The following is an 18,989-nucleotide window of genomic DNA, read 5'->3' as shown; positions in this document are numbered from 1 at the left end:
GGATTACGCTTCGCCCGTGGCTGATATCCAGATTCCCGCTGACATCAAGCCCGCCGACGGTCGCTTCGGCGCGGGCCCCTCCAAGGTGCGTACGGAGGCGCTCGACGCCCTCGCCGCCACCGGACGTTCTCTGCTCGGCACGTCCCACCGCCAGGCTCCGGTCAAGAACCTGGTCGGCAAGGTCCGCGACGGCGTGCGCGAGCTGTTCCGGCTGCCGGAGGGCTACGAGGTCGTCCTCGGCAACGGCGGCTCCACCGCCTTCTGGGACATCGCGACCCACGGTCTGATCGAGAACAAGTCCCAGCACCTCACCTTCGGCGAGTTCTCCTCGAAGTTCGCCAAGGCCGCCAAGCTGGCGCCGTGGCTGGCCGAGCCCACGCTGATCTCCGCGGACCCGGGCAGCCACCCGGAGCCGAAGGCGGAGGAGGGCGTGGACGTCTACGCCTTCACCCACAACGAGACCTCGACCGGTGTCGCCGCCCCGATCAAGCGCGTGGCGGGCGCGGACGCCGGCTCGCTCGTCCTGGTGGACGCCACCTCCGGCGCGGGCGGCCTGCCCGTGGACATCGCGGAGACGGACGTCTACTACTTCGCGCCGCAGAAGTCCTTCGCCTCCGACGGCGGCCTGTGGATCGGCGTCTTCTCCCCCGCGGCCCTGGAGCGCGCCCGCACGGTGCACGCCTCCGGCCGGCACGTGCCGGAGTTCTTCTCGCTGCCGACCGCGATCGACAACTCGCTGAAGAACCAGACGTACAACACCCCGGCCCTGTCCACCCTCTTCCTGCTCAACGAGCAGCTGGAGTGGATCAACGGCCAGGGCGGCCTGGACTGGGCGGTACGGCGCACCGCCACCTCCTCGCGCACGCTGTACGGCTGGGCCGAGGAGTCCCCGTACGCGACGCCGTTCGTCACCGACCCGGCCAAGCGCTCCCAGGTCATCGGCACCATCGACTTCGACGACGAGATCGACGCGGCGGCCGTCGCCAAGGCGCTGCGCGCCAACGGCATCGTGGACACCGAGCCGTACCGCAAGCTGGGCCGCAACCAGCTGCGGGTGGCGATGTTCCCGGCGATCGACCCGGCCGATGTCGAGGCGCTGACCGCCTGCATCGACTACGTGATCACCAAGCTGTAGGGGCCTTCGCCCCGGACGGCCGGGCCCCGGCGGGACGCACCCGCCGGGGCCCGGCCGTCGTGCTGTGCCCAAGGGCCCTCTCAGCGGCTCAGGCGCTGGAAGCGGCGTACGGCCAGCGGCAGGAAGACCGCGGTCAGGACGAGCGGCCAGACGACCGCCATCAGCAGGGCGTGCTGCTCGATCCAGCTGCCGCCGGTGGTGCCGGGCTGCCCGAACAGTTCCCGTACGGCGTTCGCCGTCGAGGAGACCGGGTTCCACATCGCGATCGCGCCGAGCCAGTCGGGCATCATCGACGGCGGTGTGAAGACGCTGGAGATCATGCCGAACGGGAAGGCCAGCGCGAACAGCCCGCCCGCCGCCTCCTGGTTGGGCACCAGCAGGCCCAGCAGCACCCCCACCCAGATGAGTGCGAAGCGCAGGTGCAGCAGCAGGGCGAACGCGGCGAGCGTGGCGACGGCGCCGCCGTCCGAGCGCCAGCCGACGACGACGGCGATCAGCGCCAGCACCGCCAGGTCCAGCGCCGCGCCGAACACATCCGAGACGCCCCGCCCGCTGACCACCGCCGACCGCGCCATCGGCATCGAACGGAAGCGGTCGGTCACGCCCCGGTCCTTGTCGACCGCGACCAGCATCGCGGTGTTCATGAAGCCGAACGCCATGGTCATGGCAAACATCCCGGGCATCGCGTAGTCCCGGTAGGAGCCCTCGCCGCCGACGTCCATCGCGCTGCCGAAGACATAGACGAAGAGCAGGACGGAGACGATCGGGAAGCCCAGCTGCCAGGCGATGTTGACGGGCTGCTTGACGAGGTGGGTCAGGTCGCGGCGGACGATGGTCCAGCAGTCGGCGAAGGCCCAGTACAGGCGCCGTTCGGGGAGCTGTGCGGGGGCGGGGGTGCTCATGCGGCGGCCTCCGTCCCGTACGTACGGCCGGCTCCGGCATCGTCCGGCTCCCCCGCCGCGGTGCGGTGCCCCGTCAGCCGCAGGAACACCTCGTCCAGCGTCGGCCGCCGCAGCCCGATGTCCGCCACCCCGATCCCCGCGTCCTGGAGCGCCCGTGCCACCTCGGTCAGCGCCGCCACGCCGTCCGCCACCGGCGCGCCGACCCGCCGTTCCGCCACGTCCGTGTCCGGCGCGGCGCCGTCCGCCGCCACCCGCGCCACGATCCGCGCCGTCCGCGGCAGCTCGGTGGCGTCGCGCACCACTACGTGGATGCGGTCGCCGCCGATGCCCTGCTTGAGGCCGTCCGGGGTGTCCTCCGCGACGGTCCGGCCGTGGTCGATGACGGCGATCCGGTCGGCCAGCTGGTCGGCCTCGTCGAGGTACTGCGTGGTGAGCAGGACGGTCGTACCGCCCGCGACCAGGGTCCGTACGGTCTCCCAGACCTCGTTGCGGCTGCGCGGGTCGAGGCCGGTGGTCGGCTCGTCCAGGAACAGCACCTCGGGCGCGAGCAGGACACTGGACGCCAGGTCCAGGCGCCGCCGCATGCCGCCGCTGTAGTGCTTGACCTGCTTGCCGGCCGCGTCGGCCAGCCCGAAGCGCGCCAGCAGCTCGTCGGCGCGGGCCCGCGCCCGCCGCCCGTCCAGGTGGAACAGCCGCCCGAACATCTCCAGGTTCTGCCGCCCCGTCAGGATCTCGTCCACGGCGGCGTACTGCCCGGTCAGGCCGATCCGTTGGCGTACGGCGTGCGGCTCGCGCGCCACGTCGTGCCCGGCGACCGTCGCCCGTCCGCCGTCCAGGCGCAGCAGCGTCGCCAGGATGCGGACGGCGGTGGTCTTGCCCGCCCCGTTGGGCCCGAGCAGGCCCTGTACGGTGCCGCGCCGTACGGCCAGGTCGAAGCCGTCGAGCGCCCGCTTGTCCCCGTACCGCTTGGCCAGCCCCTCCGCCAGCACCGCCACGTCGGATGTGTTCATGCGCCTCCCCGTCCTCCTCGTCCGCCCCGGGCACCGAGCCCTGGGCGCTGAGCGCCGGCCCCGGAATTGGGTACGGCGTACTCAGTAACGTGGCCCACCCTACCCGATCACCGCGTACGCCGTACTCAATTTTTGGCCGGCGGCATAGACTGGCCGCACCATGACGACAGAACACAGTGGCAGCGGCGACGCGGCACGCAGCATGGAGCTGCTCTGGGGCACCGGCGAGCGCCCCACCCGCGGCCCCAAGCCCGGCCTGACCCTCGACCGGATCGTCACCGCCGCGGTGGCGGTCGCCGACGCCGAGGGGATCGGCGCGGTGTCGATGCGGCGGGTCGCCACCGAGCTGGGCGTCGGCACGATGTCGCTCTACCGCTATGTCCCCGGCAAGGGCGAGCTGCTGGACCTGATGCTCGACAAGATCGCCGCGTTCGGCGCCGACGACTTCCCCGGGCCCGAGGCCGGCTGGCGGGCCGTCCTGGAGAACGTCGCGCGCCGCGCCTGGCAGCTCCACCACCGCCACCCCTGGCTGCTCCAGGTCGACCAGACGCGCCCGCTGCTGGGCCCCAACTCGGTCGACGCGCTGGAGTACACCATCCGCGGGCTGTCGGGCGTCGCCCTGCCCGACCGGGAGAAGATCCGCCTGCTGACGATCGTGGAGGGCTATGTCGCGGGCGCGGCGCGCACCCGCCTCAACTCGGCGATGGCCGAGAAGCGCACCGGCATCACCGACGAGGAATGGTGGAAGATCCAGGGCCCGTTCCTGGTCAAGGCCATGGAAAGCGGCCGCTACCCGCACCTCGCCGCGCTCTCCGAGGACACGTTCGCCTTCGACGACGACTGCGACGAAGGCGACGCCCTGTTCGAACTGGGGCTGGGGCGGCTGCTGGACGGGATCGCGGCCTATATCGAGAAGCAGGGCGGCTGAGCAGGGCGCTCAGCCACCCGCAACCGGTGGCCGCCGGCCGCTCACTTCCGCCGGAACACCCTCCGCAGGCCCAGCACCACCACCGCCCCCACCCCGAACGTCACCGCCGCCAGCAGGACGTTGCGGTTCTTGCCGGGGCCGTCCTGGCTCCGGTCGTCGGTGCCGCCCTTGTCGCCGGTCTTCCCGTCGGAATTCTTCGCCGCCGACTCCGGCAGCTGGTCGCCGCTCAGGCCCACCGGCTGTACGCGGCTGGACTTCCCCTCCGAGCCGAACATCAGCGTGCGTCCGTCGGGGGTGAAGCTGACGGACTCGCCCTGCATCTGGAGCGGTACGCCCACGCTTCCGATGTCCTTCGGGCGGCCGCCCTGCCAGCGGTACATCTCCGCGCCGAAGTAGCCGCGCAGCACCAGCCGCGTGCCGTCCGGGGAGAACGCGCCGTCGGTCACCCACTGGTCGATGGCCGCGATCCGGCGGAAGGTGTTCGTACCGCGCGACGACAGGCGTTCCGGGCCCTCGTACAGGGCGGCGCCGCCGCTCTTCTTCTTGCTGGCGATGTAGACCCGGCCGGTCTTGGGATGCACCATCATCGCCTCGGCGTCGCGCGGGCCCTCGTCGTACGTGACGGTGAGCTGCGCCGCCGTGACCGTCTGGTCGCGCAGCTGCCGCGGCTCCGGGAAGCGGTAGATCCAGACGTGGTTCCACGTGCCGCCGAGGTTGTCGCCGATGTCGCCGACGTACACATGGCCGTCCGGGCCGACCGAGATCGCCTCCACGTCGCGCGGGTCGCCGATGCCGCGCAGGGTGACGGTGGCGACCGTACGGCCGGTGCGGCCGTCCACCGCATAGACGTACGGGCCGTCGTCGCTGTCGTTGTGGGTCCAGTACACCCCGGGGTGCGTCCGGCTGGCCGCCAGGCCGCTGGACTCCTTGATCCGCGGATCGGTGATCGTGAAGCCGTCCCCGCCGTCGTCGGCCGCCACCGGCCCGGCCGCGGCGAACAGCAGTATCCCCGCGGCCCCGGCCGCGCACAGTAGCGAACGCATGGGGTCAGCTTGCCACTTCGGTGCGGCCGGCCCGCGGCGCCGGGCGGACCCAGGGCCCGGCGCCGACCGCCCGCCCGGCGGCTCCCTATGATCTCCGCATGAGTACCCCGACCGCGCCCTTTGGCGCTCCCGGGCCGGCGGGCCGGGAGGCCGTATGCGCGTGATGTTCGTCGGCGACTCGATGACGATCGGCAGCGCCGGGGACTTCACCTGGCGCTATCGCATGTGGCAGCACCTGAACCGGACCTTCGGCGGGCCGTACCGCATCGTCGGGCCGCGCGGCGCGCTGTACGACGCGGCCGCCGGCGCGGCGGTCTCGTACGCCTACCGGGACCCGGACTTCCCCGAGAACGCGCGGCGGCACCTCGCCGGGTGGGGCGAGGGCTGGTGCCACATGGCGCCGCTGATCGGCGAGGCCGTGCGCGCGTCCAAGGCCGACACCCTGCTGGTCTCGCTCGGCCTGATAGACCTCGGCTTCTACACGAACGCGGAGCAGACCGCCGCGAACGTGCGCCGCTTCGTCGCCGAGGCGCGGGCCGCCCGCCCGTCCGTACGGGCCGTCCTGCTGCCCGTCATCCCGAACACCCGCGCCCTGTGCGACGCGCCCTTCGCCGCCGAGTGCGAGCGCTTCAACGAACTGCTGGCCAAGGCGGTCGCGGACCTGTCGACCCCCGCCTCGCCGCTGCTGCTGGCCTCCCACCCGGCGGACTACGACCTGGACCGGGACACCTACGACGGAACGCACCCCTCCGCGTCCGGCGAGCACCTGCTCGCGGCGGCCTTCGCGGACGCCATGCACCAGGCGTGGGACGTGGGCGGGCCGTACATGGCGGCAGGGAACTGAGGGACGCGGGGCACGGCGCGCGTCTTGATTCGAGCACGCTCCAAGGCGTTGGCTAGGGCCCCATGGAGTACACGCAGCTCGGACGCACCGGACTCAAGGTCAGCCGCATCGTCCTGGGAACGATGAACTTCGGACCCCAGACGGACGAAACCGACAGCCACGCCATCATGGACGCCGCGCTCGACGCGGGCGTCAACTTCTTCGACACCGCCAACGTCTACGGCTGGGGTGACAACAAGGGCCGCACGGAGGAGATCGTCGGCTCCTGGTTCGCCCAGGGCGGCGGCCGCCGCGACAAGACCGTGCTCGCCACCAAGGTCTACGGCAACATGGGCGGCGACGGGGAGCGGGTCTGGCCCAACCACGACCGGCTCTCCGCGCTGAACATCCGGCGTGCGGTGGACGCCAGCCTCAAGCGGCTGAACACCGACTACATCGACCTCTACCAGTTCCACCACGTGGACCGGCACACGCCGTGGGACGAGATCTGGCAGGCCGTCGACGTCCTGGTGCAGCAGGGCAAGATCCTCTACGCCGGTTCCTCCAACCACGCGGGCTGGCACATCGCGCAGGCCAACGAGGCCGCCGCGCGCCGCGGTTCGCTCGGGCTGGTCAGCGAGCAGTGCCTCTACAACCTCGCCGAGCGGCGCGCCGAGATGGAGGTGATCCCGGCGGCCGAGTCCTACGGGCTCGGCGTCATCCCGTGGTCGCCGCTGCACGGCGGCCTGCTCGGCGGCGCCGTGCGCAAGGAGCGCGAGGGCGGCGGCGGAGCCCGTACGAACGGGGGCCGCTCGGCCGGCGCGCTGGCGAACTCCGCGATCCGGGCGCAGATCGAGGCGTACGAGGACCTGCTCGACAAGCACGGGCTGCGGCCCGGCGAGGTCGCGCTGGCCTGGCTGCTCACCCGGCCCGGTGTGACGGGGCCGATCGTCGGGCCGCGCACCTCCGAACAGCTCGACTCCGCGCTGCGCGCCGTGGAGCTGGAGCTCTCGCCGGAGCTGCTGAGCGCGCTCGATGAGATCTTCCCGGCCACCGGTCCTTCGCCGGAGGCGTTCGCCTGGTGAGCTGAGGGGACGGCGGTGCCGGGCGGCCGTCCGGCGGTTCAGCGCAGGGCGGCCGCCACGATCACGACGATGAGCAGTACGGCGAACAGGCCGGACATGATCCGGTTACGGGTTTTGGGGTCCACCCTTCGAGCGTAACCGGCCCCGCCGGCACACCCGCGGCCAGGCTCAGCGGCCCAGCGGCCAGGCCGCCACCGTCTCGTACCGGGGCTGCTCGCCCGGCACCCCGCCGGCGGGCAGGTGGCTGCGGACGAGCGCCAGCTCCCGTACGGTCCAGGCGCCGCCCTCGAAGTCCGTCAGGGCCTCGACGAACGGGTCCAGGTCGAGGGCGCCGCCGCGGTTGCGCGCGACGGTCAGGTGCGGGGTGTACGCGCGGTGGCCGGACATCTCCACCCCGGCCCGGCGGGCCGCCGCGTTCGCCGAGTCCGCCAGTTTCCGCAGGGCCGGCAGGCCGCCGTCGGCCCCCGCCCACACCACCCGGTCCGCGAAGCGCCCGCCGCCCTTGAGGCGCAGCGGGATCGGCTCGTACCGCCGGGCCGCCCGCGCCAGCCGCTCGCGCAGCTCGGGGAGGACGGTCTCCGGCACCTCGCCGTAGAAGGCGAGCGTGAAGTGCCAGCCGGCCCGCCCGGTCCAGCGCAGCCGGTCCGCGCCGGGCAGCCGCCGCAGCCGGCGCACCCGGGCCGCGAGTTCCTCGACGGCGGACTCGGGCGGGAGCGCTGCGGCGAAGAGTCTCATGCGGCCAGTGTCGCGCACGGGGCGGTGGCGGGGCCGGGACCGCAGAGCGCACCGGCCGGGATCGCCGTACGCGCGGTCCCGGCCCGGTACGGGCGTATCAGGCCGCCGCCGTCAGCCGCTCCGGTTCGCCGTCCCGCTGCCGGGGCACGAACCGTACGTGCTGGTGGCCGCGCCGCAGGTCGATCCGTACGCGCAGCCCGCCCGCGCGGGTCAGCATCAGGCCGACACCGGCCGCCGCCAGCACGGAGACCAGACCGCCCGCGAGGAAGCCGAGGCGGGCGCCGTACGCGTCGGTGACCCAGCCGACGATGGGCGCGCCGAGCGGTGTGCCGCCCATGAAGACCATCATGAACAGGCTCATCACCCGCCCGCGCATCAGCGGGTCGGTCGCCAGCTGCACGCTGGAGTTGGCCGTGACGTTGATCGTCAGGCCGACCATGCCGATGACGATCAGCAGCGCGCCGAAGATCCAGACGGCCGGGGAGAGGGCCGCGGCCATCTCCAGCACGCCGAACAGCAGCGCCGCGCCCACCAGCAGCCGCAGCCGCGAGGTGCTGCGCCGGGCCGCGAGCAGCGCGCCCGCCAGCGAACCGGCCGCCATCAGGCCGTTGAACCAGGCGTACATGCCGGCGCCGCCGTGGAAGACCTTGTCGGCGAAGGCGGTCAGCCAGATCGGGAAGTTGAAGCCGAAGGTGCCGATGAAGCCGACCAGGACGATCGGCCAGATCAGCTCGGGGTGGCCGGCGACGTAGCGCACGCCTTCGCGCAGCTGGCCCTTGCCGCGCGGGGCGCGGTCGACCTTGTGCAGCTCACGGGTGCGCATCAGCAGCAGTCCGGCGAGCGGCGCGAGGAAGGACAGGCCGTTCAGGAGGAACGCCCAGCCGCTGCCGAGGGAGGTGATCAGCGCGCCGGCCACGGCGGGGCCGATCAGCCGGGCCGACTGGAAGTTGGCCGAGTTCAGGCTGACGGCGTTGCGCAGGTCGTCCGGGCCGACCATCTCGACGACGAACGCCTGCCGCGCCGGGTTGTCGACGACGGTGATCAGGCCGAGCACGAAGGCCATCAGGTAGACGTGCCAGACCGCGACGTTCCCGCTGAGGGTCAGCACGGCCAGGACCAGGCCGGTCAGGCCCATCGAAGCCTGGGTGACCAGCAGCAGCCTGCGCTTGGAGACCCGGTCGGCGATCACGCCCCCGTACAGCCCGAACAGCAGCATGGGCAGGAACTGGAGCGCGGTGGTGATGCCGACGGCGGCGGAGGAGCCGGTGATGCTGACCACCAGCCAGTCCTGGGCGATGCGCTGCATCCAGGTGCCGGTGTTGGAGACGACCTGTCCGGTGGCGAACAGCCGGTAGTTGCGGACGCGCAGCGAACGGAACATGCCCCCGCGCGGCTCGGCGGCGGTGCCCCGGGAGCCTGCGGGGGGTGCGGTCGCGGCGTCGGTGGCGGTGGTGTCGTGGGATATCGGTGCGGGGGCGGAGTCTGCTCCGGATCCCGTACTCAAAGTGGGTTCGCCTCCTCGGCTTTCGGTTTCTACAGCTGGGCGAGCTTCTCCAGTACGGGTGCGGCGGTCCGCAGTGCGGCCCACTCGTCCTCGTCCAGCCCGGAGGCCAGCTCGGCCAGCCACGCGTTGCGTTTGCGGCGGCTCTCTTCGAGCATCGCCTCGGCCTGTTCGGTCTGGGTGACGACCTTCTGGCGGCGGTCGTCGGGGTGCGCTTCGAGCCGGACCAGGCCCTTGGCCTCCAGCATCGCCACGATGCGGGTCATCGACGGCGGCTGGACGTGCTCCTTGCGCGCCAGCTCGCCGGGGGTGGCGTGGCCGCACCGGGCGAGGGTGCCGAGCACCGACATCTCGGTCGGGCTGAGCGACTCGTCGACCCGCTGGTGTTTGAGTCGGCGGGAGAGCCGCATCACGGCGGACCGCAAGGCGTTCACGGCGGCAGCATCGTCGCCAAGGGACAGTTCCGGCATGGTCGTTAGCATAACTCATTACCCTCTCTAATGAAAGCCCGTTGACGTGGGGCCGCCCGCATCACCCTTCCGAGTGAGGACGCAGCGGAAAGTGACCCGCCTGACCAGGGCGTGAGAGGACCGTGGCGGTATGGGATCGGGAGTGCTCAGCCTGCGCATGGACGGGGAACTGCTGGAGCGCCTTCGGCAGCACGCCGCCAAACGCGGAATGAGCGTCCAGGACTATGTGACCCGGACGCTCATCCGTGAAGACTTCGACGAACGCTTCAAGATGTCGGTGGACCGGACGGAGCGGTTCTACGCCGCCCCGCCGCTGTGAGCCGGTCCCGCCGTACGGACCGGCCGGGCCTCACCTGACGCCCAGCACCTGCTCGATCGGGTTGAGCAGGAAGTAGACGAGGAAGGCCAGCCCCACCGCGTTCAGCAGCCAGGGGATCTCCTTGAAGCGGCCGGTCGCCGTCCGCAGCAGGATGAAGGCCAGTACGCCCATGCCGATGCCGTTGGTGATGCTGTAGGTGAACGGCATCGAGATGATCGTCAGGAATGCCGGGACGGCGACGGTGAAGTCACTCCAGTCGATCTCCCGGACGTTGGCCGACATGATCAGGAAGCCGACGACCAGCAGGGCGGGCGTCGCGGCCTGCGACGGCACGACCGTCGCCAGCGGTGTGAAGACCAGCGCCAGCAGGAAGAGCCCGCCGGTCACCACGTTCGCCAGCCCCGTACGGGCCCCCTCGCCGACGCCCGCGGTGGACTCCACGAAGCAGGTGTTGGCCGAGGCCGAGCCGACGCCGCCCGCCGCGACCGCGATGCCGTCCACCATCAGGATGCGGCCCATGCCCGGCAGACTGCCGTTCTCGTCGGTCAGCCCGGCCTCCTCTCCGACGCCGATGATCGTGCCCATCGCGTCGAAGAAGCCGGACAGCAGCACGGTGAAGACGAACAGGCAGCCGGTCAGCAGGCCGACCTCCTTGAAGCCGCCGAACAGGCTGATCTGGCCGATCAGGCCGAAGTCGGGGGCGCCGACGAGGCTGTCCGGCACGTTCGGCACGGCCAGGCCCCAGCTCGCGTCGGGGATCTCGGCGACGGCGTTGATGATGATCGCGACGATGGCCATCACGACCATGCCGATCAGGATCGCGCCCTTGGTCTTCCGCACGGTCAGCAGGAACATCAGCGCCAGGCCGACGACGAAGACCAGCACCGGCCAGCCCTGGAGCTGGCCGCCCTGGCCCAGCGCCAGCGGCACGGTGGTGTGCGCGGCGTCCGGGTTACGGGTGACGAAGCCCGCGTCCACCAGGCCGACCAGCGAGATGAACAGGCCGATGCCGATCGCGATGGCGCGCCGCAGCCCGTTCGGGATCGCGTCCATGACCCGCTGCCGCAGGCCGGAGGCGACCAGGATCATCAGCACCAGACCGGCGAGCACGACCATGCCCATCGCGTCCGGCCAGCTCATCTTGGGGGCGAGCTGGAGGGAGACGACGGCGTTGATGCCGAGGCCGGCGGCGACGGCGATCGGCACATTGCCGATGACGCCCATCAGAAGCGTGGACAGGCCCGCCATCAGGGCGGTGGCGGTGACCAGCTGGCCGTTGTCGAGGTGGTGCCCGAACTTGTCCTGACCGGCGCCGAGGATGATCGGGTTCAGCACGACGATGTACGCCATGGCGAAGAAGGTGGCGAGACCGCCGCGGAGCTCGCGGGAGACCGTCGATCCCCGCTCGGAGATCTTGAAGAACCGGTCGAGACCGTTCTTCGGCGGCTGCGGGCCTGGGCTCTGGACAGCGTCGACCGGCGTGGTGGCCGAGGGGGACATGCGCGGACCTCAGTCGTACGGGCCTGAAGAGGCGTGGGGGCCCCGGATCGGGCCCAGAACACAAACAGACCGGATCAGATTGGATGATTGAACGAATCAAACCAGTCAGAACCGGATAGGTTCAGTATGAATAAACAAGTCGATGATCGCTATCTCCGCGCGTAGACCCTTGGGGAATCCGGCCAGTAGCGCTCGGCGGGTGCCCGCGGTCCGCCCGCGGTCCGGTCTCGACCCGTCCACGGCCCTCCCGACGGCCGCGCCGCGCGGCCCGGCCTGCCGGGATCGGTGCTGTCAGCGGCTGCCCGTAAGCTGGCCCCATGTGGAAGAAGTCCGAACTGCGCGAGGCCCCGGAGCCTCTTGAGGGCCCCGTCGTCGGCACGATCACCGGCGGCACCATCATCTGGTTCGTGCTCTTCCTGGCCCAGCTCCCCTTCTACGGCTGGTTCGCCGACCACGACCGCACCTGGTGGGTGTGGACCTGCCTGGCCGGCGGCGGCCTCGGCCTCCTCGGCATCTGGTACGTCCGCAAGCGCGACGCAGCGATCAAGCGCGCCGCGGCGGCGCGGGACGCCGGGCCCACGCCGGTGGACGCGGTCTGAGACGGGCACGGCCCGGCCCGGACGGCCGTCTCGCCCCGCGGACCATGTCACCCCATAGTGGACGCATCCCGACCCCCGACGGTTGACGCACGCCCCTCCAACAACTCCCGCCACCTTCCTGTGCGTATCCAGCGGGTGAATCGTCCGTTCCGCCCGTAACGTCGAAGGCATGACTCAGCGGGCGAAGACCGAAGCCGGCAGCCGCGAGCAGGCCGCCGAACCGGCCCACCGCGGCCTGAGCGCCGCCGAGGTCGCCGAGCGGGTGTCCAGAGGCGAGGTCAACGACGTCCCCGTACGGTCCTCGCGCTCCACCGCCGACATCGTCCGCTCGAACGTCTTCACCCGCTTCAACGCCATCATCGGCGTGCTGTTCGTGATCATCCTGATCGTCGGGCCGATCCAGGACGGCCTGTTCGGCTTCGTCATCGTCGCCAACACCGGCATCGGCATCATCCAGGAGCTGCGCGCCAAGAAGACCCTGGACAGCCTGGCCGTCATAGGCGAGTCCAGGCCGACCGTACGGCGCGACGGCACGGCCGCCGAGATCCCCACCTCCGAGGTGGTCCTCGGCGACGTCATCGAACTCGGCCCCGGCGACAAGGTGATCGTCGACGGGGAGGTCCTGGAGAGCGACGGCCTGGAGATCGACGAGTCGCTGCTGACCGGCGAGGCCGATCCGGTGGTCAAGAAGCCCGGCGAGAAGGTGATGTCCGGCAGCTTCGTGGTCGCCGGCGGCGGCGCGTTCACCGCCACCAAGGTCGGACGCGAGGCGTACGCAGCCCAGCTCGCCGAGGAGGCGTCCCGCTTCACCCTCGTCCACTCCGAGCTGCGCACCGGCATCAGCCAGATCCTCAAGTACGTGACGTGGATGATGGTGCCGACCGCCATCGGCCTGATCCTCAGCCACCTGTTCACCCTGAACATGGCGGGCGACGAGGCCGTACGCCGCATGGTCGCCGGCATCGTCCCGATGATCCCCGAGGGCCTGGTCCTCCTCACCTCGGTCGCCTTCGCGATCGGCGTCATCCGGCTCGGCCGCAAGAAGTGCCTGGTCCAGGAGTTGCCCGCGATCGAGGGTCTGGCCCGCGTCGACGTGGTCTGCCTGGACAAGACCGGCACGCTCACCGAGGGCGGCATGGACGTCAGCGAGCTGCGGCCGCTCGACGGTGCGGACGAGGGCCGCATCGAGCAGGTCCTCGGCGCGCTCGGCGCGTCCGACCCGCGCCCCAACGCGTCCCTCCAGGCGATCATCGACGCGTATCCGGCGGAGGACGACTGGCGCAGCACCGACGCGCTGCCGTTCTCCTCCGCCCGCAAGTACAGCGGCGCGGCCCTGCAGAGCCCGGACGGCGAACACACCACCTGGCTGCTCGGCGCCCCGGACGTCCTCCTGCCCTCCGGCGACGACGCGCTCTCCGAGGTCGACGACCTCAACTCCCAGGGCCTGCGCGTCCTGTTGCTGGCCCGCGCCGAACGCGACCTGCACGACTCCGCCATCACCGACCACGTCCGCCCCACCGCCCTCGTCGTCCTCGAACAGCGGCTGCGCCCCGACGCGATGGACACCCTGCGGTACTTCGAGGAACAGGGCGTCCAGGCGAAGGTCATCTCCGGCGACAACGCGGTGTCGGTCGGCGCGGTGGCCGGAAAGCTCGGCATGCCCGGCGCGGAATCCCCCGTGGACGCGCGCAAACTCCCCGCCGATCAGGAGGAGATGGGCAAGGCCCTGGAGGACGGCGCGGTGTTCGGCCGCGTCACGCCGCAGCAGAAGCGGGACATGGTCGGCGCGCTCCAGAAGCGCGGCCACAACGTCGCGATGACCGGCGACGGCGTCAACGACGTACTCGCCCTCAAGGACGCGGACATCGGCGTCTCGATGGGCGCGGGCAGCGAGGCCACCAAGGCCGTCGCGCAGATCGTGCTCCTCAACAACAGCTTCGCGACACTGCCGTCGGTGGTCGCCGAGGGCCGCCGGGTGATCGGCAACATCACCCGCGTCGCCACCCTCTTCCTCACCAAGACCGTCTACTCGGTCCTGCTCGCGATCCTGGTCGCCTGCTGCCAGATCCCGTACCCGTACCTGCCGCGCCACCTCACCCTGCTGTCCACCCTCACCATCGGCGTCCCCGCGTTCTTCCTCGCCCTCGCCCCCAACAAGGAGCGCGCGAAGCCGCACTTCGTCCGCCGGGTGATGCGGTACGCGGTCCCCTCCGGCCTGATCATCGGCCTCGCCGCGTTCGCCACGTACCTCCTGGCCCGCAGCCACTACGACGGCCCGGACGCCCTCCCGGCCGAGACGAGCGCGGCCACCCTCACCCTGTTCCTCAGCGCCATGTGGGTCCTGGCGATCATCGCCCGCCCCTACACGTGGTGGCGCATCGGCCTCGTCCTGGCCATGGCCCTCGGCTTCCTGGTCGTCCTCGTCGTCCCCTGGCTCCAGAACTTCTTCGACCTGAAACTGGTCGGCACGACCATGCCGTGGGCAGCGGTGGGCATCGCCGCGGCGGCGGCCGTGCTGCTGGAGGTGGCTTGGCGGGTGGTGGGGCGGCGGTTCCCCGCCTAGCCGACTACGCGAGCCAGAGCGAGCCGCGCCGGTGACGCACCGGCGGTACGTCCACGGTGTCCGCGACATCGAGGGCGAGCTCGCCGGCGGCGGAGTTCAGCAGCCCCACGACGGTGCCCACCTGGCGGCGCAGCCGCTGCCGCGCCCGGCGTTCCTCCTGCGCGGACCAGCGGGCGACGGAACGGTCCCGCTGATAACGGGGAAACGAGTGGATGGCCACCGTACGGCGGACCGTGCGCGGCCGGGGCCTTCTGGACTCGCGCGCCGCCTCGGCGAGAGTGCGGGCGCTGTACCGGAGGTCGTGGAGGACCACGGAACTCCAGGGCTCGCCCGGTGACCAGCCGGACGCGGGCCGACCGGGGGCAGGGCGAAGGTGATGGGCGGTGCGTGCCACGGGACTCCGATCGCAGCCACCGCCAGGTATCTCCTGGCGGGCTACGTGAAGCCCGTCGGCCCTGAACAGCGTGCGATGCCCATGCGCGTCACCTTATCCCGCCGGACAAGGGAGCGGGTGTGCCGCGCATGGGCGAACGCACCGGTGTCAGTCGAACCAGCGGGCCTCCGCCAGTTCCTCCGCGCGGTCCAAGTCCTCCAGGAGGGCGGCGGTTTCGAAGCGGCGGGGCCATTGGCCGGCGGCCCAGGCGAGGCCGGCGGCGACGCCCTCCAGGGTGGCGGCGTGGAGGGTGCCGTCGGGGGTCCAGCGCCAGTCGAGTTCGGTGCCGTCCTCGACGGTCAGTTCCTCGTGTTCGACGTAGGAGTGCGGGGTGTCCGGGCCGAGGAGGGTTCGGACCGGCTGGGGGACCTCGTGCCGGGTGCCCTCCGACCGTACGGGCGCCGGGAAGACCTCGCTCAGCCGCCGTACCTGGAACAGCTCCGCCAGATCCGCGGCGCGCGCCGGGCGTACCGGCAGCAGCGGCAGCCCGGTGGCCAGCGGCATCAGGTCGGGCGCGTCCGCGACCACCGCGTCGGCCGCGTCCACGACGCGGACCTCGCCGCCGACCACGGCCCGCAGTTCGTCGGGGAGCGTGACCTGCTCGGGGTCCAGCTCCGCCAGCACCCCGTACAGCGCGTGCAGTTGGGCGGAGTCCACCTCGCGCGCGGGGTCCGCCAGGCGGGCGAGCAGTTCGGCCGCGCCGCCCGGCTCTTCCAGCAGGGCGGCGACGGAGGTCCGTACGCCGAGGGCGCGCAGCACCTGGGCGTCCACCTCGCCCGCGTCCGCCGACTCGTACAGCCCCGCCAGCAGCGGGTCGCCGCCCGCGGCCCGGAGCCCCGCCGGGCGGCGGCCGTCCAGCACCGGGTGCCCGCGCAGCCACCACGCCGTGTACGGGCGGACCAGCTCGGTCGTGCCGTCCGGCAGCAGCACCCGCACGGGCGCGGTCAGCGCGTCCCGCAGCGGCGGCCGCGACAGCATCGCCAGCGCCTGCGGCCATGCGTCGTCGTCCACCAGGTCCAGGTCCCGTACGGCCACGATCTCCGTCGCGACCGGCGGCACCGGCGTCTCCGGCAGCCCGTCGAGGACGTCCTCGCACCACACGTCCACGGCGTCCAGCACGCCGACATCGTCCGGCTCGGTGAAGTCCCCGTCGCGCGGCTCCAGTTCATCCGGATCCAGCACCACGTCGGGGGCCCGTACGAGCGCGAAGCCCGCCAGCACGCCGACGGCGGTCAGCGGCTGCTCACCCCAGCGCTCCGCGAACTCGGCCTCCACCGAAGCGAGTTCGCCCTCACGGATCACCCGCTCGAAGTCGCTGCCGGGCAGCACCAGTTCGCCCGCCGGGGCCGGTTCGCCGTCCTCGTCGGGCAGGGCGAGCGCGGCCAGCCAGGGCTCGTCGCCGGGCGCGAGGTGCGCGTCGCGCACGAGACCGAGCACGGCCTCCGCCAGCTCCTCGCCGCCGAGCCCGGCCGGCTCGCCGTCGAAGCCGAAGGCATAGTCGTCCTCGGCCGCGTCCAAAGAGCCCGCCACGGCCGCCCGGACCTGCGGAGTCGTCAGGACGGCGCGCGGGTTCGCCGGGGTGGCGCCCAGCTTCTCGAGCAGGGGATGCACGGCATCGGGGTGGGCGACCTTCAGCCCCAGGCGGGCCAGGACGCGGTGGCGGTCCGTCGCGTCACCCCCGCCGCTCTCGGGAAGGGGCAGCAGTACCTGGCGCGGGCCGATGGCCGTGCGCGACGCCCGGCCGTCCTCGGCCCCGGAACCCGCCAACGGTACGGGCAGGCCGCTCAGCCGCTCCGGATCCGTACCGGCCAGCGAGTCGTACAGCCGCCACCACCAGGCGGGCGACCGGTCCACGCCCGCGAGCCGGTCGATGACCTCGCCCAGCGGCACCCGCGCGACACCCAATGCGCGCAGCTCGGGCCGCCGCTCCAGCCCGGCGGGCAGCAGGCTCGGGAACAGCTCGGCCAGCACACGGACCGTGTCCGCACCGGCCCCCTCGACCAGCTCCGCGTCCACCGGCCGCAGCACATACGCGTCCTCCTCGCCGCGGGCGCCGCCCCAGCCGCCCCCCTCGCCGGGAGCCAGCTCATCGGGACCGCTCGTGCCGGACTGCGCCTCCAAGGGCAGCTCCGTACGCGTGGCGGGTGCGGCCGCGCTCGGCAGGAACCGTACGCGCGGCAGCAGCTCCAACACCTGCCGCCGCAGCTCGTTGTCCAACTCGCCCTGCCCCAGCGGACCCGGCACGAGATCGACCGTCCCGGCCGAAACCGGCTGCCAGGCCGCCAGCAACGACGCGTACGCCTCGGCGGCGCGCCGTACGAGATGATCGGCGAGCGCGCCGGGCGCGACGCGGCGCCGGGTCGGCTCCAGCGGGAACGAAGCGATCAGCAGCGCCGGCAGACCGTGCCGCTCGTCCGTGGGCGTCGGCGCGTGCACGACCGGCGCGGTCGCCGGACGCACCGGCGCGCCCTCCTCGTCCACCGGAACCGCCCAGGTCACCGCCCAGTGCGGACGCAGACGCTCCTCCACCGGGCGGTCGGCCAGCAACTCGGCGTCCAGCGACCCGCTCTCGCTCCTGACCCGCCAGCGGGAGCTGCCGCGCTCACTGTCCTCGATGACGACGTACGCGCCCTCCTGGCGCCGCCTCAGCTCCCGCACACCGTCCGGGGTCTCGATCACGACCTCGGCCAGGCCCGGCAGCGTCAGCAGCAACGCGGCGTCGATACCGGCCAGCAGGCGGACCGTCAGCTCGTGCGCGGCGCCGTCGCGCAACGGGAGCACGACAGAAGTGTCGTAACCCTGCGGGGCACTGCCCTCCGCCGGGAACGGCAGGCGCAGCAGCGGCACATGGCCGTCCCGGCGGCGCAGTTCGCCGCCGAGTCCGGGACTGTGCGCGGCGAACTGGCTCGCCAGCTCGCGGGCCTCGGTCAACGACCAGCGGACGCCGCCGGTCCGGCCGACCAGCGCGGGCTCGTCACTGACCGCGAGCACAGCCGAGAAGCCGACACCGAAGCGGCCGACGGCCGCCGCGGTCTCGGTCTCGCGCTTGGCCGAGGCGCGCAGGGTGGCCAGGGACTCGACGCCGGTGGCGTCGATGGGGGCGCCGGTGTTGGAGGCGACCAGTACGGCCGGGTCCGTGCCGGGGCGTTCCGCCGGGTGCAGGGTCAGGCGCAGCCGCCCGGGTACGCCGGCGCGGGCGGCCGCGTCCGAGGCGTTCTGCGCCAGCTCGACGGCGAGACGGTCGCGGTACCCGCCGAGAGCGAGATCCTCCTCGGCGTTCGCATCCTCCCGAAACCGGGCCGGCGAGGCCGCCCACGCATCGAGCACCCCCCTGCGCAGCCGAGCCGTCCCAAACGGATCTGCCTCTGCGCCTGCCGCTTCGCTCACGTTGTCTCCCGTTGTCGGTGCCAGGGTCATTTTCTACCGGGTGGGGGGTCACGATTGCGTGACGGGGGCCGGGGGGGGTGGTGCTTGCCCCGGTGGGGGTGTGGTTCTGCCCGGTGGGGTGCGGTTCTGCCCGGTGGGGGTGCGCCTTGACGCTCGGGGTTCGGTGGGTGGGGGCTCGGGGCCCCGCAGGGGTCTCTCCTCGTTGCCTGGAGCGGCCGAAGTGTATGGACGCGACCGGGGCTTCGGTCGCCTGCGGGGAGACCCCTACGTGTCCCCGAGCCCGCGCCGTAGGCGACTATCCCGCCGCCGTGGCAGGGGTCCTTACAGACCCCGGCGGCCGCCTCCGCATGGCGCGGAGCCGCCCGGGGCCCTGCGCCTACGCCAGGCGAGCTTCGCCTCGTGGGGGGGCGCGCACCCGGCTTCTTTCCCCCTCCCCCACCGGCCCGCACTCGCCAATCCGACGGGAGGGGGTGTGCAGGGGGACACTCCCCGCAGGCGACCGAAGCCCCGGTTGCGTCCATACACTTCGGCCGCTCCAGGCGCCGAGGAGATGGCC

The 18,989-nt window shown here is 72.4% G+C and carries 16 protein-coding genes; 7 read left to right on the top strand and 9 right to left on the bottom strand.

Features of this window, described 5'->3' with window-relative positions; all coding sequences use genetic code 11:
• Nucleotides 1–16 precede the first annotated feature (16 nt).
• Nucleotides 17–1,135, top strand: a complete 1,119-nt coding sequence (serC, locus tag ADK86_RS11190; RefSeq protein WP_053696441.1) for a phosphoserine transaminase — start codon at nucleotides 17–19, stop codon at nucleotides 1,133–1,135.
• 80 nt (nucleotides 1,136–1,215) lie between these two features.
• On the opposite strand, the gene ADK86_RS11185 is transcribed toward serC, so the two are convergent.
• Nucleotides 1,216–2,037: an ABC transporter permease gene (locus ADK86_RS11185; RefSeq protein ID WP_053696440.1), complete on the bottom strand. Its 822-nt coding sequence runs from the start codon at nucleotides 2,035–2,037 to the stop codon at nucleotides 1,216–1,218.
• On the bottom strand, nucleotides 2,034–3,047 hold the full coding sequence (locus tag ADK86_RS11180; protein WP_053696439.1) for an ATP-binding cassette domain-containing protein: 1,014 nt from the start codon (nucleotides 3,045–3,047) through the stop codon (nucleotides 2,034–2,036). The genes ADK86_RS11185 and ADK86_RS11180 overlap by 4 nt, the downstream gene beginning before the upstream one ends.
• 160 nt (nucleotides 3,048–3,207) lie before the next feature.
• Here ADK86_RS11180 and ADK86_RS11175 point away from each other — a divergent pair, with 160 nt between their 5' ends.
• Nucleotides 3,208–3,975, top strand: coding sequence for a TetR/AcrR family transcriptional regulator (locus ADK86_RS11175; protein WP_053696438.1), 768 nt, complete (start codon nucleotides 3,208–3,210; stop codon nucleotides 3,973–3,975).
• A 41-nt stretch (nucleotides 3,976–4,016) separates the two neighbouring features.
• Here ADK86_RS11175 and ADK86_RS11170 read toward each other — a convergent pair whose 3' ends face one another.
• On the bottom strand, nucleotides 4,017–5,018 hold the full coding sequence (locus ADK86_RS11170; RefSeq protein WP_053696437.1) for a hypothetical protein: 1,002 nt from the start codon (nucleotides 5,016–5,018) through the stop codon (nucleotides 4,017–4,019).
• Between the two features lie 154 nt (nucleotides 5,019–5,172).
• Between ADK86_RS11170 and ADK86_RS11165 the strand changes: the two genes are divergently transcribed.
• Together ADK86_RS11165 and ADK86_RS11160 are read left to right on the top strand one after the other, a co-directional pair.
• Nucleotides 5,173–5,862, top strand: coding sequence for a GDSL-type esterase/lipase family protein (locus ADK86_RS11165; RefSeq protein WP_053696436.1), 690 nt, complete (start codon nucleotides 5,173–5,175; stop codon nucleotides 5,860–5,862).
• A gap of 62 nt (nucleotides 5,863–5,924) precedes the next feature.
• Complete coding sequence (locus ADK86_RS11160; protein ID WP_053696435.1) at nucleotides 5,925–6,926, top strand: aldo/keto reductase; 1,002 nt, start codon at nucleotides 5,925–5,927, stop codon at nucleotides 6,924–6,926.
• A gap of 168 nt (nucleotides 6,927–7,094) precedes the next feature.
• Here the strand turns inward: ADK86_RS11160 and thpR are convergent, their stop codons facing one another.
• The 3 genes from thpR to ADK86_RS11145 all read right to left on the bottom strand — a co-directional run bounded on the left by thpR (nucleotide 7,095) and on the right by ADK86_RS11145 (nucleotide 9,632).
• Entirely contained in the window at nucleotides 7,095–7,661 is a 567-nt protein-coding gene (thpR, locus tag ADK86_RS11155) for an RNA 2',3'-cyclic phosphodiesterase (protein WP_053696434.1), read from the bottom strand.
• Nucleotides 7,662–7,758: 97 nt separating this feature from the next.
• Complete coding sequence (locus ADK86_RS11150) at nucleotides 7,759–9,165, bottom strand: MFS transporter (protein ID WP_053696433.1); 1,407 nt, start codon at nucleotides 9,163–9,165, stop codon at nucleotides 7,759–7,761.
• Nucleotides 9,166–9,194: 29 nt separating this feature from the next.
• On the bottom strand, nucleotides 9,195–9,632 hold the full coding sequence (locus tag ADK86_RS11145) for a MarR family winged helix-turn-helix transcriptional regulator (RefSeq protein WP_053696432.1): 438 nt from the start codon (nucleotides 9,630–9,632) through the stop codon (nucleotides 9,195–9,197).
• A 130-nt stretch (nucleotides 9,633–9,762) separates the two neighbouring features.
• Here ADK86_RS11145 and ADK86_RS40695 point away from each other — a divergent pair, with 130 nt between their 5' ends.
• The gene (locus tag ADK86_RS40695; RefSeq protein WP_073759267.1) at nucleotides 9,763–9,951 is read left to right on the top strand and encodes a ribbon-helix-helix protein, CopG family; all 189 of its coding nucleotides are present in this window, start codon (nucleotides 9,763–9,765) and stop codon (nucleotides 9,949–9,951) included.
• Between the two features lie 30 nt (nucleotides 9,952–9,981).
• Here ADK86_RS40695 and ADK86_RS11140 read toward each other — a convergent pair whose 3' ends face one another.
• A complete protein-coding gene (locus tag ADK86_RS11140; RefSeq protein WP_053696431.1) occupies nucleotides 9,982–11,451 on the bottom strand; it encodes an NCS2 family permease in 1,470 nt (489 codons plus the stop codon).
• A gap of 317 nt (nucleotides 11,452–11,768) precedes the next feature.
• On the opposite strand from ADK86_RS11140, the gene ADK86_RS11135 reads away from it, so the two are divergent.
• Together ADK86_RS11135 and ADK86_RS11130 are read left to right on the top strand one after the other, a co-directional pair.
• Complete coding sequence (locus ADK86_RS11135) at nucleotides 11,769–12,050, top strand: DUF2530 domain-containing protein (protein WP_003986983.1); 282 nt, start codon at nucleotides 11,769–11,771, stop codon at nucleotides 12,048–12,050.
• Nucleotides 12,051–12,219: 169 nt separating this feature from the next.
• Entirely contained in the window at nucleotides 12,220–14,613 is a 2,394-nt protein-coding gene (locus tag ADK86_RS11130; RefSeq protein ID WP_053696430.1) for an HAD-IC family P-type ATPase, read from the top strand.
• Between the two features lie 4 nt (nucleotides 14,614–14,617).
• On the opposite strand, the gene ADK86_RS11125 is transcribed toward ADK86_RS11130, so the two are convergent.
• Both ADK86_RS11125 and ADK86_RS11120 read right to left on the bottom strand, forming a co-directional pair.
• A complete protein-coding gene (locus tag ADK86_RS11125; protein WP_053696429.1) occupies nucleotides 14,618–14,926 on the bottom strand; it encodes a hypothetical protein in 309 nt (102 codons plus the stop codon).
• Nucleotides 14,927–15,154: 228 nt separating this feature from the next.
• Nucleotides 15,155–18,463, bottom strand: a complete 3,309-nt coding sequence (locus tag ADK86_RS11120) for a sacsin N-terminal ATP-binding-like domain-containing protein (RefSeq protein ID WP_053696428.1) — start codon at nucleotides 18,461–18,463, stop codon at nucleotides 15,155–15,157.
• Nucleotides 18,464–18,989 lie beyond the last annotated feature (526 nt).

It is taken from the genome of Streptomyces sp. NRRL F-5755 (assembly GCF_001279365.1).
Classification (GTDB): Bacteria; Actinomycetota; Actinomycetes; order Streptomycetales; family Streptomycetaceae; genus Streptomyces; species Streptomyces rimosus.
Note: the sequence above shows the minus strand (reverse complement) of the source record. Positions and strands in the feature narration are given on the sequence as shown.

What these genes read in the sequence shown, in the direction of transcription:
- ADK86_RS11165 (WP_053696436.1), top strand. Translation starts at nt 5,173, where the DNA reads ATGCGCGTGATGTTCGTCGGCGACTCGATGACGATCGGCAGCGCCGGG.
- ADK86_RS11120 (WP_053696428.1), bottom strand. Translation starts at nt 18,463, where the DNA reads ATGACCCTGGCACCGACAACGGGAGACAACGTGAGCGAAGCGGCAGGC.
- ADK86_RS11185 (WP_053696440.1), bottom strand. Translation starts at nt 2,037, where the DNA reads ATGAGCACCCCCGCCCCCGCACAGCTCCCCGAACGGCGCCTGTACTGG.
- ADK86_RS11130 (WP_053696430.1), top strand. Translation starts at nt 12,220, where the DNA reads ATGACTCAGCGGGCGAAGACCGAAGCCGGCAGCCGCGAGCAGGCCGCC.
- ADK86_RS11160 (WP_053696435.1), top strand. Translation starts at nt 5,925, where the DNA reads ATGGAGTACACGCAGCTCGGACGCACCGGACTCAAGGTCAGCCGCATC.
- ADK86_RS11135 (WP_003986983.1), top strand. Translation starts at nt 11,769, where the DNA reads ATGTGGAAGAAGTCCGAACTGCGCGAGGCCCCGGAGCCTCTTGAGGGC.
- ADK86_RS11180 (WP_053696439.1), bottom strand. Translation starts at nt 3,047, where the DNA reads ATGAACACATCCGACGTGGCGGTGCTGGCGGAGGGGCTGGCCAAGCGG.
- thpR (WP_053696434.1), bottom strand. Translation starts at nt 7,661, where the DNA reads ATGAGACTCTTCGCCGCAGCGCTCCCGCCCGAGTCCGCCGTCGAGGAA.
- ADK86_RS11170 (WP_053696437.1), bottom strand. Translation starts at nt 5,018, where the DNA reads ATGCGTTCGCTACTGTGCGCGGCCGGGGCCGCGGGGATACTGCTGTTC.
- ADK86_RS40695 (WP_073759267.1), top strand. Translation starts at nt 9,763, where the DNA reads ATGGGATCGGGAGTGCTCAGCCTGCGCATGGACGGGGAACTGCTGGAG.
- ADK86_RS11175 (WP_053696438.1), top strand. Translation starts at nt 3,208, where the DNA reads ATGACGACAGAACACAGTGGCAGCGGCGACGCGGCACGCAGCATGGAG.
- ADK86_RS11145 (WP_053696432.1), bottom strand. Translation starts at nt 9,632, where the DNA reads ATGCCGGAACTGTCCCTTGGCGACGATGCTGCCGCCGTGAACGCCTTG.
- ADK86_RS11140 (WP_053696431.1), bottom strand. Translation starts at nt 11,451, where the DNA reads ATGTCCCCCTCGGCCACCACGCCGGTCGACGCTGTCCAGAGCCCAGGC.